This window comes from Streptomyces sp. NPDC104106 (assembly GCF_055584345.1).
Map to the genome: position 1 here is coordinate 87,954 of NZ_JBVJMF010000008.1, position 12,999 is coordinate 100,952.

General features: G+C 70.3%; 10 protein-coding genes. 4 read left to right on the forward strand and 6 right to left on the reverse strand.

The window, feature by feature from the left end; translation table 11 throughout:
• Positions 1–6: 6 nt before the first annotated feature.
• The 3 genes from ACZ60X_RS20390 to ACZ60X_RS20400 are packed head-to-tail and all read right to left on the reverse strand — an operon-like array spanning position 7 to position 3,731.
• Positions 7–951, reverse strand: coding sequence for a carbohydrate ABC transporter permease (locus ACZ60X_RS20390; RefSeq protein WP_469600209.1), 945 nt, complete (start codon positions 949–951; stop codon positions 7–9).
• Positions 948–1,994, reverse strand: coding sequence for an ABC transporter permease (locus tag ACZ60X_RS20395; RefSeq protein ID WP_469600211.1), 1,047 nt, complete (start codon positions 1,992–1,994; stop codon positions 948–950). Before ACZ60X_RS20395 ends, ACZ60X_RS20390 begins: the two co-directional genes overlap by 4 nt.
• Positions 1,995–2,021: 27 nt before the next feature.
• Positions 2,022–3,731, reverse strand: coding sequence for an extracellular solute-binding protein (locus ACZ60X_RS20400; RefSeq protein WP_469600213.1), 1,710 nt, complete (start codon positions 3,729–3,731; stop codon positions 2,022–2,024).
• Between the two features lie 352 nt (positions 3,732–4,083).
• On the opposite strand from ACZ60X_RS20400, the gene ACZ60X_RS20405 reads away from it, so the two are divergent.
• Positions 4,084–6,927, forward strand: a complete 2,844-nt coding sequence (locus ACZ60X_RS20405) for a glycoside hydrolase family 3 C-terminal domain-containing protein (RefSeq protein WP_469600215.1) — start codon at positions 4,084–4,086, stop codon at positions 6,925–6,927.
• A gap of 153 nt (positions 6,928–7,080) precedes the next feature.
• Here the strand turns inward: ACZ60X_RS20405 and ACZ60X_RS20410 are convergent, their stop codons facing one another.
• Positions 7,081–8,448 (reverse strand): S53 family peptidase, encoded by a 1,368-nt coding sequence (locus ACZ60X_RS20410; protein WP_469600217.1) that lies wholly within the window; start codon positions 8,446–8,448, stop codon positions 7,081–7,083.
• Between the two features lie 412 nt (positions 8,449–8,860).
• On the opposite strand from ACZ60X_RS20410, the gene ACZ60X_RS20415 reads away from it, so the two are divergent.
• On the forward strand, positions 8,861–9,100 hold the full coding sequence (locus ACZ60X_RS20415; protein ID WP_469600220.1) for a hypothetical protein: 240 nt from the start codon (positions 8,861–8,863) through the stop codon (positions 9,098–9,100).
• Between the two features lie 1,130 nt (positions 9,101–10,230).
• Here the strand turns inward: ACZ60X_RS20415 and ACZ60X_RS20420 are convergent.
• Together ACZ60X_RS20420 and ACZ60X_RS20425 are read right to left on the reverse strand one after the other, a co-directional pair.
• Positions 10,231–10,509, reverse strand: a complete 279-nt coding sequence (locus ACZ60X_RS20420) for a hypothetical protein (protein ID WP_469600222.1) — start codon at positions 10,507–10,509, stop codon at positions 10,231–10,233.
• A gap of 72 nt (positions 10,510–10,581) precedes the next feature.
• The gene (locus tag ACZ60X_RS20425) at positions 10,582–11,418 is read right to left on the reverse strand and encodes a hypothetical protein (protein ID WP_469600224.1); all 837 of its coding nucleotides are present in this window, start codon (positions 11,416–11,418) and stop codon (positions 10,582–10,584) included.
• 463 nt (positions 11,419–11,881) lie between these two features.
• On the opposite strand from ACZ60X_RS20425, the gene ACZ60X_RS20430 reads away from it, so the two are divergent.
• Positions 11,882–12,352, forward strand: coding sequence for a hypothetical protein (locus ACZ60X_RS20430; RefSeq protein WP_469600226.1), 471 nt, complete (start codon positions 11,882–11,884; stop codon positions 12,350–12,352).
• Between the two features lie 208 nt (positions 12,353–12,560).
• Positions 12,561–12,848: a hypothetical protein gene (locus ACZ60X_RS20435; protein WP_469600228.1), complete on the forward strand. Its 288-nt coding sequence runs from the start codon at positions 12,561–12,563 to the stop codon at positions 12,846–12,848.
• Positions 12,849–12,999 lie beyond the last annotated feature (151 nt).

Sequence of the window (12,999 nt, forward strand, 5' to 3'; positions counted from 1 at the left end):
GCCCGGTCATCCCTTCACCGCCCCCGTCAGCATCCCCTTCCTGAAGTGCTTCTGGACGAACGGCGACAGGACCGCCACCGGCAGCAGGGCCATCACCATGACCGCCATCTGCACCGCCAGCCCCGACAGTTGCCCCGTCTTGATGGCCTGCGAGAGTCCCACCGGGGCCTGCTGCTTCTGCACCAGCTGGATCATGACGTTCTGCAGCGGCATCTTGTCCTGGTCGTTGAGGTACAGCGACGCGTTGAACCAGGCGCTCCAGTACCCCACCGCGTAGAACAGGGTGATGACCGCCAGCACGGCCCGCGACAGCGGCATGACGATCTGCCACAGGATCCGGAAGTCCCCTGCGCCGTCGATGCGCGCGCTGTCGATCAGCTCCTGCGAGATGCCCATGAAGAACCCGCGCAGGACGAGGATGTTGAACACGCTCACCGCGCTCGGCAGGATCAGCGCCAGGTAGCTGTCCATCAGGCCCAGGGACTGGACAAGAAGGTACGTCGGGATCAGACCCGCGCTGAAGAACATCGTGGCCAGCAGGAACATGAGGAACCAGCGGTGGCCCAGCGAGCCGATGCGGGACAGCCCGTACGCGCACAGGACCGACACCGCCATCGAGAACAGCGTGCCGACCAGCGTGACCAGGATGCTGATGACCGCGGCCCGGGTGACCTGGCCGCCGCTCAGCAACTCCTGGTACGCGACGAACGTGATCCCCTTCGGGATGATCACCAGCCCGCCCGCCGCGTCGATCGTCTTCCGGGACGACAGGCTGGTGACGATCACGATCCACAGCGGGAAGAGGATGCCGAGGCAGGCCAGGGTCAGGACGAGGCCCTTGCCCGCCAGGCCGGCCCTGCTCGGTTCCTCCTCCCACACCGGGCGGGGCGGGGCGGCCCACCGGGACGGCCGCCGCTCCCGGACGGCCGGCTTGTCGATGACGGCGGTCACTTCTTGTACACCCCCTGCTCGCCCATGAGATGGGCCACCTTGTTCGCGGCGAGGACCAGTCCGACGCTGACCACGCCCTTGATCAGACCGGCGGCGGCCGCGTAGCCGAAGTCCTGGTTGCGCACGCCGTTCCACCAGACGAAGGTGTCGAGGACCTCCGCCGCGCCGGGGCCGACCGCGTCGCGCTGGAGCAGGATCTGCTCGAAGCCGACGGTCAGGGCGTCGCCGACCCGCAGCACCAGCAGCAGCGCGATCACCGGGCGCAGCGCGGGCAGCGTGACGTGCCACATGCGGCGCCAGCGGCCCGCGCCGTCCATCGCCGCCGCCTCGTACAGGTCGGGGCTGACCGAGGCCAGCGCGGCGAGGAAGATGATGATCCCCCAGCCCGCGTCCTTCCAGACCCCCTCCGCCGTGACGAGGAACTTGAAGGTGGAGGGGTTGGTCATGATGTCCAGGCCGTTGTACCCGTGCCGGCGCAGCAGTTGCGACAGCACGCCCGCGCCGCCGAAGAGCTGCTGGAAGACGGCGATGACCAGCACCCACGAGAAGAAGTGGGGGAGGTAGAGCACCGCCTGGGCGAACGCCCGGACCCTTGGCCTGACCACGCTGTTGATGAGCAGCGCGAGCAGGATCGGAACCGGGAAGTAGAGGACGAGCTGCAGGACGAACAGGACCAGGGTGTTCTGGACGGCGTTCCAGAAGGCCGAGTCCGCGAAGATCCGCTGGAAGTTGTCCAGGCCGACCCAGGCGCTGTGCAGCATCGAGACGATGCCGTTGTCGCTGACGTAGGGGTCGTAGTCCTGGAACGCGACGATGTTGCCGAGGATCGGCACGTAGTTGAACACCAGGATCAGCAGGACCGCGGGCAGCGTCATCAGCAGCAGGACGCGGTCCCGTCTGAATCTGCGGCGCAGGCTCGGCTTGCCGGCCTCCGTCGTCCTGCCGTCCTTACGGGTCCCGTCGGCGCCGTCCGGTGCCGGCGGGGTCTTCCCCGCCCTGTCGTCCGCCCCGGCCCTGCTCCGAGGCGCCGTGCTGTGGGACACGGCCGTCTCCTTGCCTCGTGCCTCGCCTCAGCCGGCCGCCGTGCCGTTCTCGTCGAGGAGCTTCTTGTACCAGTCGCGCAGCTTGTCCCCGCCGCCGCTCTTCCAGTCGGAGACGGCCTGCTGCATGTCGCTGATCTTCTTGCGGCCGCGGGTGATGTCGTCCTCCAGCTGCTCGAGGTCGTTGCCGAGGTTGGTGTAGCGGGAGGGCTCGGTGATCATCTGGCCCCAGAAGCTGGACTTCTTGGTGAAGGAACCCATCCGCTGCTGCCACTCGACCTGCGCCTTGGCGACCTCGGGGAAGTCGGGGTGGGCGATGGTGGCGGCGGGGCTCGCGACCATGACGTAGGCGTTGAGGACCTCGTTGTTGCCCTGGGTGGTCTTGACCGGCACGCCGTTCTTGACCGTGTAGTCGGCGCCCTGCACACCGTAGTTGGTGAGCATGTACTCCTTGGTGCCGTACGGCGCGGCGGTGACGTTGGCGACGGCGAGCGCGTCGCGGATCACGGACTCCGATGCCTTCTTGTTGATGAAGGCGAAGATGCCGGCGGGCTGTTCGGCCCACAGGTGCGGGTCGCCGCCGTCGTGGCCGTAGACGTCCATGCCCCAGATCTTGAACTGCGGGTTCTGTACGGCCTGTTCGGCAGTGCGGCCCCACCACTGGCTGATGTTGTTGGAGTAGATCAGGAACTCGCCGGCCGCGAACTTGGGTCCCGGGTCGGGGGCGTTCTTGCCCATCATGGCGTCGGGGTGGACGTATCCGGCGGCGAAGAGCTTGCGGGTCCACTCCAGCGCTTCGAGGTACTCCTGGGTCTCGATGCGGTTGACCAGCTTGCCGTCGACGAGGTTCCAGCCGAGCGGCTTCTCGCTGCCGGAGAGCACGCCGAACATCTGCCAGGCGGTCCACTTCATGTCCAGGCAGGCCCAGCGCCTGGCCTTGGCGTTGGTGATCTCCTTGCACAGGGCCGTGAACTCGTCGGCCGAGCGCGGGACCTGGTAGCCCTGCTTGTCGAAGATGTCCTTGCGGTAGAGCGGCACGATCCCGGTGACGTACGGGGAGGGCTGCGGCAGGCCGCGCAGCTTGCCGCCGATGATGCAGCGCTGCCAGGCGTCGGTCGGGATCGCGGCGAGGTTGGGGTAGTCCTTGACCTTGTCGCCGGAGAGGTAGGGGCCGAGGTCGGCGAACTTGTTGATGATGGCGGTGGGTATCTTGCCGCCCATGTTCCAGCTGGGGACGACCACGACGTCCGGGACGTCGCTGGAGGCGAGGACGGCGCCGAGCTTCTGGTCGTAGGTGTTGCCGTCCTGGTTCTGCCAGACGACGTCGACGCCGATCAGGTCGTTCATCGCCCGGTAGTAGGCGTTGTCGCCCTTGGGCGGGGAGCCCCAGAACGGCGACATGACGGTCACCTTGCCGCCCTTGCCGAGCTTCTTCGGCACCGAGGTCTTCAGGGTCGCCAGGTCGAGCTTGCCCGTGAAGCCGATCGCCGAGCCGTTCTTCGCGGGGATGTCCGGCACCACCACGTTGCCGGCGACGTAGGACGGCAGCAGTTGCTTGTCGCCCTTGCCGCCGGAGGAGCCGCCGCCGGACCCGCTGTCCGACGCCCCGCACGCGGTGAGCAGCGGCATCCCCCCGGTGACCGCCGCGGCGGCGACCGCGGTGGAGGCGAGGAAGCTCCGCCGGCTGGGAGAGCTTCTCCGGCTGGGCGCGGAGGAGGCGGAGGCGGCGTTCGGCGTCATTGCGTCAACCCTTCATGGCGCACCAGGACACCCGGCGGTGGCCGTCGGCTGCGGTGTCTCGAGTGGATCTGGCTGAGCGGGAACATGCTGCGAAGCGCGCTTCGGTGTAAATCGGTCAGTCGAAGCGCTTCGATGTTGCTGCGAGGTTAAGTGAACACATGGGGGCGCACAAGGGTCGCTTCCAAGATTTCCGCGATGCGCCGGGCGGTCGCGCCAACGCCAGCACCCCTTGGCATGTCGGCCGGATGTGCACCTTCTTCACGCCGGGTACCTTGACACTCCAGTGGTGCTCGACCGAGCATCGAAGCGCTTCGAAAGCGTCTCGTCGCTCCATCCGCAAGGGGAACCGCTCGTGACCGTTGACTCGCCGTCCGCCCTGCCGTTCCGCGATCCGCGTCTGCCCTTCGCGAAGCGCATCGACGACCTGCTGGCCCGGCTCACCCTGGACGAGAAGATCTCCTTCCTGCACCAGTTCGCACCCCCCGTCGAGCGCCTCGGCATCGCCGCCTTCCGCACCGGCCAGGAGGCGCTGCACGGCGTGGCCTGGATGGGCCCGGCGACGGTGTTCCCGCAGGGCCTCGGGCTCGGCGCCACCTGGAACCCGGAGCTGGTGCGGCGGGTCGGCGAGGCGGTGTCCAGGGAGGTCCGCGCGATGCGGGCCCGGGACGAGCGGGTCGGCCTCAGCGTCTGGTCCCCGACGGTGAACCTGCTGCGCCATCCGCTGTGGGGCCGTAACGAGGAGGGCTACGCGGAGGACCCGAAGCTGACCTCGGCGATCGCCACGGCGTACACGCGCGGTCTGCGCGGCGACCATCCGCTGTACTGGCGCACCGCGCCCGTCCTGAAGCACTGGCTGGCCCACAACAACGAGACGGACCGGGCCACCTGCTCCGCCTCCGTGCGCCCGCGCGTGCTGCACGAGTACGATCTGCGCGCCTTCCGGGAGACGGTCGAGGCGGGCGCGGTGGCCGGGGTGATGCCCGCGTACAACCTGGTCAACGGCCGCCCCAACCACGTCTCGCCCTATCTGCGCGACCCGTTGCGCACCTGGACCGAGGAGGACCTGCTGGTCTGCTCGGACGCGGGCGCGCCCTCCAACCTGGTCGACGCGGAGCACTACTTCGACACCCACGAGGAGGCCACGGCGGCCGCCCTGCTGGCCGGTGTGGACAGCTTCACCGACCACGGCACGGACGGCTCGCAGATCACCGGACGCGTCCGGCGGGCCTATGAGCAGGGCCTGCTGACCGAGGCCGACATCGACACCGCCGTACGCCGCCAGCTCTCCGTCCGCTTCCGGCTCGGCGAGTTCGACCCGCACTACGACCCGCACGCCGGCACCGGCGAGTTCGACACCCCGGCCCACCGGGCGCTCGCCCGGGAGGCGGCCGAGCAGGCGATCGTGCTGCTGAAGAACGACGAGGACCTGCTGCCGCTCGCCCCCGACACCCGGATCGCGGTGGTCGGCCTGCTCGCGGACGAGTGCAAGCTCGACTGGTACAGCGGCAGTCTGCTGCACCGCTCCACTCCCCTGGAGGGGTTGTACGAGCGGTTCGGCGCCGAGCGCGTGGAGTTCGCCGAGGGCGTGGACCGGGTACGGCTGCGCACCGCGGCGGGAGCGTTCCTGCACGTGCCGGCGACGGACGCGCCGGACGAGGCGCGCGGCGCCGAGGGCGCGCTGGACCCGGCCCTGCTCGCCGGCCGCACCGATCTGCCGCCGCTCACCACGGACCCGGTCGGCACCGAGTTCGCGCTGGCCGACTGGGGCGAGGGCGTGCTGACGCTGCGCGCGCCCGACGGCCGCTACCTCTCGGTGGCCGAGGACGGCCGCGTCCGCGCCTCCGCCGACCAGCCGGGCGGCTGGGTGGTCCAGGAGACCTTCCGCCTCGAACCGCACCGCGACGGTCACCTCCTCAGGGCTCTGGGTACGGGTCGTCATGTGCAGGTCGCCGCCGACGGCGTGAAGGTTGCCGGGGCCGGGGACGCCGGTGACGTCTTCGAGGTGATCACGGTCGAGCGGGGGGAGGACGCCGTGGCGCGGGTCGCGGCTCAGGCGGACGTGGTCGTGGTGGTCGCGGGCAACGACCCGCACATCAACGGCCGCGAGACCGAGGACCGTACGACCCTCGAACTGCCCGGGCACCAGCGGCGGTTGCTGCGGGCGGCCCGCGCCGCGAACCCGCGCACGGTGCTGGTGCTGACCTCGGCCTATCCGTACGCGGTGGACGTGACCCGGCTCCCGGCCGCCCTGTGGACCGCGCACGGCGGGCAGGCGGCGGGCGCGGCCCTGGCCCGCGTCCTGGCCGGCGACGTCTCCCCCGCGGGCCGGCTCCCGCAGACCTGGTACGCCTCCGACGCCGACCTGCCCGACCTGCTCGACTACGACGTCATCGGCGGCCGCCAGACCTACCTCTACTTCGAGGGCACCCCGCTGTTCCCCTTCGGCCACGGCCTGTCGTACGCGTCGTTCGGCTACGCCGGCCTCACCGCGCGGATCGACGAGGGCACCCTGCGCGTGGCGTGCACGGTGACGAACACCGGGGACCGGGCGGCGGACGAGGTGGTCCAGCTCTACGGCCGGGCCGTGGAGCCGTCGGTGCCCCGCCCGCGCCGGGAGCTGCTGGCCCACCGCCGGCTCGGCCTGGCGCCCGGCGAGCGGGCCGAGGTGTGCTTCGAGGTCCCGCTGTCCGCGCTGGAGTTCTGGGACGTGGCGGTCGGCGGCCCGCGCCTGGAGACGGGCCCCTACGAGCTGCTGGTCGGCGCCTCCAGCGAGGACATCCGGCTGCGCACCACCCTCCGCGTGGAGGGCAGCGCGCCGGTTCCGCGTCCGGTGGCCCGGCGCGGTCTCGCGGGCGCGGACTTCGACGAGCAGTCGGGCGCCGCGATCGTGGACCGGACGCGGACGGCGGGCGACGCGGTGACCGCGGCGCAGGGTGGTACGGCCGAACTGGTCTACCGCGCCTGCGACTTCGGCCCGGGCGTGCGCGAGGTGACCGCACAGCTCGCGGGCGAGGGCGTCCTGGAACTCTCCCTGGACGGCGGACCGGTGCTCGCGACCCTGCGCCTGGACATCCCGACCGCCGGCCCGTACGCCTACACCACGCTGGGCGCGGGCCTCGTCGCCGAGGGCGTGCACGACGTCCGCATCGGACTGCGCGGGCCCCTGCGGCTCGCGCACGTCGGCTTCTCCGGTTGAGGGTCCGGAGAGGTCCGGCGACGGAGAGGGGTCCGGCACCGGCAGGCAGCGGCGCCGGACCCCTCCCCCCGGACGTCCGCGGGTGCGGGCGGCACGGGGACGGCCCCGGATCGGGGATCCGGGGCCGTCGTGGACGCGACTCTTCGAGGAGCGTCAGCCGTGGCTCGCGCGCGCCAGGGCGGGGACGAAGGTCAGGGCGTTGAGCGTGCCCACGCCGGTGGCCATGTCGTAGCCCTTGACGGCCTTGTAGCCCTGGACTCCCTGGTAGCTGTTGTCCGTGCCGTCGTTGACGTCGACGACGCCGGAGCCCTTGCGGCCCTGAAGCGTGTACAGCGCCTGGTTGATGTCGCCCACCCGGTGGCCGCCCGCCTGGTCGGCGAGGGCGACGATGCCCGAGAACAGGGGGCTGGCCTCGCTGGTGCCGCCGACGACGCCCCAGCCGGTGGCGGTCGGGTCGTAGCTGGAGTACGTCCAGGCACCGCCGTTGACCGCGGCGGCCATCGAGATGTCCGGGGTGCCGCGGCGGGTGCCGACGACGTTCTTCACCCGGTTCTGGAAGGACGGGCGGGTGAAGACGTGGGACTGGCCGCCGCCGCCCGCGCCGTAGTCGTTGTAGACGCTGTCGGGCTTGACGCGCTCGCCCTTGTCGTTCAGGTGGAGCTGCGTACCGCCGATGGAGGTGACCAACGGGTCGGAGGACGGCCAGGAGTTGACGCGGTACTTGTAGTAGCCCTTGCCGTCCGCGGTGCTGTCGGTGGCGCCGCCGTCACCGGAGGAGGCGAGGACCGTCACGTGCTTGCGGGCCGCGTCCTCGAAGGCGTAGCGCAGCTTCTTGATGCTGGAGAAGTCACCCTTGTCGAAACCGGGGAACGTGTTCTCCGTGGCGCCGAAGCTCTGGCTGATGACGTCGCCGACGCCGTGGTCGATCATGTACTTCTCGGCGCTCATCATCTCCGGCAGACCGGTGGTGCCCTCGGTCTCGGCGACGGCCGTCTCCACCAGCACGATCTTGGCGTCCGGCGCGACGGCGTGCGCCATCTCGACGTCGAGCGTGGTCTCGCCGGCCCAGCCGGTCATGTCCGCGTTCTTGGGGTCGAACGGGGGCACCTTGCCCCACTTCACGACATTGACCTTGGTGCTCTTCAGCCCGAACTGCTTGCTGTAGACGTCCAGGTCGTGCTGGATCGTCGGCGAGCCGAAGGAGTCCACGATGACGATCGTGCGCCCCTTGCCCGTGATGCCCTTCTTGTACAGCGCGTTGAGGTTGTACGCGGTTCTGTACTGGAGCGGGTTGTAGCAGTTGATGTGCCATTTGGCCTGGCACTGGGCGATGGGGAGCGGGCTGGCCACGCCGCGAGCGAACGTGTGCCCGGCGATGGCCGGCTGCGCGAAGGTGTGCGGCACACCGGCGGGCGCGGCGCTCGTGGCGCCGGCCGAGGAGACGGTCGCCAGACCTGCGGCGACGAGTGCGGCGGTGGCGGCGGAGGCCGCGAGGCCGCGCCCGGTACGGGCTATGTGCATGTGTTCCCCTGAGTGGTCCGAAGTCGGACGTATGCGGTCGCCCTAGTCGACACTCAATCCCACGAGCGAGTCATGCACAGAACAAGATTCTTGACCGGCGGATGCCGAATCCTTTACCGGCACACATCATTCGGCGAACGGCGCGACCGGCCGCGGCCCGGGCAGGCGCAGCCGCTGCCGCCCTTCGCACCTCCGCGCCCCCGCGCGGTCGGGAACTCCGCGCCGCAGGTCAAGCCGTTTCGCCCGCGGCGGGAGGCTGGGCGCCCCCCGACGGGCAGCCCTGCCGTCCGCGGGCCTGGGACGTCGTCCCCGGATGGCTCGCCCGAAGAGCGCGGTGCGATATGTCGATCTAGCCTTCGAAATGAGCGCTTAGTGGATCTTTTGACGGTGCGCTCTACTGAAAGGAGGAGACATGCGCAAGCTTCACAAGGCCGCTGTCGCGGCCGCCCTTGTCAGTGGCATCAGCCTGATGGGCGTCGGCTCTGCCACCGCGCTGCCCGCCGGAGGACACGGCGGCGGATGCAAGTCCCACGACTTCAACCTCGACATCCTCGGCGAGGTGGGCATCCTCAACGGCCTGGCCGGAAACCTGCTGAACGGCGAGGGCAATCCGGGTGCGCAGGGTACCGAAATCGGCTCCGAATGCGGCTGACAGCCGCGTCGCGTGACGCTCGTCACCGCGTCTCGGTGCCGGGGCCGTAGGCCCCGCGCCCGCCCCGTCGTTCCCTGGCCGTTTCGCCCCGTCGATCGTTGGGTCGGTGGGGCGAAGCCGTGCGGCACGGGGCACCGGCGGGCGGTCGGACACGTCGATGTCCGCGATCGCCCGCCCGATGAGCTGCGCCCGGACGCCGAGGCGTATCGCCGCCGCAACGGCGGTTCGGATTCCGGAAGTTGTGTTGCACCGGTCCGCCCCGCCCACGCGCACGCTCGCCGGACTGCGCAGTGCTCTCGGCACCTGGGGGTTTCCCGGCCACCTGGTGCAGTTCGAGGAGGAGCCGGCCGCCGCCGGCCTCGACGGCCTCCCCAAGGCCCGGGAGATCACCCGGGCGTACCGACACCGCGTCCTGCTCCGGTTCGACTCCCAGGCCATGGCCGAGGCCGACGCCCAGCGCCCCACTCGCTCCCGCGATACCGTCGGCAGGGCCCTGCGCGCGCGGCCTCCCGGGCGCGGATCCGCGCAGCGGGTCCTGCGCCATCGGGCTACTGCCGGAGCGCATCCTGTCGCTCATAGCCGGCGTCGGTCATGACCGGCGCTTCGTCACCGGCGCACCGGGCGCCCCGGCCAACTCGCCGTCCGCTGCCCGGGGTTACGGCCAGTTGCACCTACGCCAGGCGTGAAAGGCCCCGGTCGCGATCACCACTCGCGGCTGACCGGCCCCGGCCGGAAGCGCCGGTGCAGCACCCCTCCGGCCGGCACCCAGGGGCCGCCTGCTCCGGTGCGGGCGAGCGTGGCCTCGGTCCGTTGCGCCACCACGCCGGTGCTGGACCGCCTCGGCGCCGGGTGGGCTGTGACCCGAGTGGTGACGCTGGTGGCGCACGCGCGGCGTGGACGGGGCGGGCCGGCCGGGCTGGTCGTCCGAGCCGTAGGCGTCCACGCCGTTGTCACTGAGACGCACGGGCAGGTCGGCCGAGGGCTGGATGGCGTGGCCGGAGAGGCGATCCACGCAGACGTCATGGATTTTCAGTCGTTTGGCCCGATGCCGGCCTGGGCACGTGCGCGTCGGCGCATGATCGGGGCCCCAGGAGGTCACGGCGGATCCCCTGGGGCCCTCGACACGTCGGTCAGAACGCCTGGTTGTTGCAGCCCATGTTCGAACCAAGGTGGCTCTGCTGCGCGCCCGGGTTGCCTTCGCCGTTCAGCAGGTTGCCGGCCAGGCCGGTGAGGGCGCCGACACTGCCGAGCACCTCGATGTTCATATCGTGCGAACGGCACTCGGTGCCCTGCGTGACGTCGATGTCATGGCCCGGCTCACCGTGGGCGAAGGCGGTGTTGCCTCCGAAGGTGCAGACACTGCCAATGACGGCGGCGCCCACGAGGACTGCCTTCTGGAACGTGCGCATGGATTCTCCGTTGGGTCGAGCAGATGTGATCTGCAACAGAACGAGTCAGGATTTTGGTGCCTACGGGGCAGATCAGCCGAGTCGGGGAAGGCCGAGCTGGCCGACGGGGGGTGCCGCGACCTGTCCGAGGCCGACCGGGGCCAGCTGCGGAACGCTCGGCTGCCCGACGATCGGGTTGACGAGTGGGTTCACCTGAGGGTTCAACTGGGGGTTCACCTGCGGGGCGACACGCATCGGCGTCTCCGGGGTGAAGCCCTGCGGCATGGCCACCTGCGGGGCTACTTGCGGCATCACCTGGGGCATGACCTGCGGCACGACCTGCGCCGGCTGGGGGCCGGGCTGCGGCTGCGCGTACATGGGGGCGGGCTGCGGCGCGTACTGCGGCTGCGCGTACTGCGGCGCAGGGGCCATCTGCTGCTGCGGGTAGGGCGAGGCAGTGGCTTGCGCCGCGCCCTGCGACGAGGCCGAGGCCGAGGCGTAACCGGTCTGCTGGGGGTACTGCGGCGCAGGAGCGGCCTGCTGCGGGTACTGGGGCGCAGCAGCGGCCTGTTGCGGGTACTGGGGAACGGTGGCCCGCGCTGAGCCCTGCGTCGACCCGGCGGCGTACCCGGTCTGCTGGGGGTACTGCGGCGCAGGAGCGGCCTGCTGCGGGTACTGGGGCGCAGGAGCGGCCTGTTGCGGGTACTGGGGAACGGTGGCCCGCGCTGAGCCCTGCGTCGACCCGGCGGCGTACCCGGCCGACTGGGGAGCAGGTGCCGGGGGGGCGCCCTGCGGAACCTGGTCCGGAGCCGGCACCGGAGGGGCACCGCCATATCCCACAGGCGAGTCGGCATGGCTGATGCCGGCGCCCATGGCGGACAGACCACCGGCCGCTGCCAGAACGAGCGCGGCCTTGTGAAGCTTGCGCATGAAACCCTCGGCCCTTCGATACCTGATTTAGGGAAGTCCATTGCACGCCGTGCGGTCACGCGTGCGGTCGGTGCGGTAACCGCACTGCAGATCAGCAGCGGTACACCTGAGCAGCACGCGGACTTCGCGTCGAGTCGGCAGCGATTCGCCTCTCCCTGCTCGGGGCCAGGGCCGCTGCCTTCTCCCCGCTGGAACGAGGAATTCCTGGCCGCGGTCACGGGCCCCCGAGGCCTGTCACCCATTTGCCTGGAAAGGAGGAGGGGTCCGCCGCCTGCGCGGCCTTGCGGCAAATGGGTGACCACGGCGCGGCGCCCGTATCCCGCTCCGCACACCCTCGTTCCCCACGGGGCGAAAACAATGGTCCATGGCAACCGCTCAGGACAGCGGTGACAGCGACAACTGCGCTGTCCCGTCAGTCGTTTCACCATTTCCGCACACAGGTCAATGAAGGGCCGAGGATTCCATGCGCAAGCTTCGCCAGGTCGCGCTCATCGTCGCAGCAGCCGGCGGTCTGTCCGGCGTCGGGGCCAGCCCGAGCTCCGCCGTCCCCGCCACCTACAACGGGCCGGGGCCGGCTCCCGTTTCGCAGCCTGACGCCCAGGCCGCCTCGGCCACCTCGGCCCAGGCGACCGCGCAGACGTACGGCACTCCGGCCCCTCAGCAGCCACGGGGCACCGAGGTGGCTCCGCAGGTCAACCCCCAACTGAACCCGCAGATCAGCCCCCAGATCTCCTCGCCGGCCCCACAGACGGCAGAGGGTGGCCCGGTGCATCAGGCCAACCTCTTCCGTCCGTCCCAGGAGTGCAGCCCGCAGTCCCTGCTCGGCGCGAACGTACCGGTCGCCCTCCTCGCGGCGGCCGAGACGCGGGGCATCGACTGCACCCAGGCCAATAGCCAGTCGAATTCCCTCGCCAGCGCGCAGTACCAGGGCTGACGGCCACAAGTCGCCATCCGGCACGGGCCTTTCGGGCATCGCTCCCGTGGGGCCCGTTCGCATGCGATACGGCTTTCGGGTGTTTCTGCGGCGCGATCAAGAAAACGGCGCGTCGATGCCGGGCGAAGTCGTATTTCGTACTAATCTCCCGTAACTGTAAAAAGTCGATCTGCCCCAGATCGCACCCCTTCACTCCACGGAGATGAACATGCGCAAGCTTCGCAACGCTGCCGTCCTCGTCGCCGCGCTCAGCAGCATCGGGCTCGTGAGCGGCACGGCCTACGCCGGCGGCCAGGGCGAGGGCAAGGACCACGGCGACAGGTTCAACATCACGCAGAGCTCCCACTGCAAGTCGCACGACCTGAACCTCGACGTCCTCGGCGAGGTCGGGATCCTCAACGGCCTGCTGGGCAACGCCCTCAACGGTGAGGGCAACCCGGGCGCCCAGGCGACCAACCTCGGCTCGACGATGGGCTGCAACAACAGCGCGTTCTGACGTATCGTCCGGCGCCGGGGCGCCGGACAGTAAATGGTCCCGACACCGGGCCGAAGGCCGGGTGCCGGGACCATTCATATGCGCCGACGGGTATCCGATTCCAACGAAAATCAATCGTCTTCGGCGCGCCGCTCGATCATTTCGAGTATTT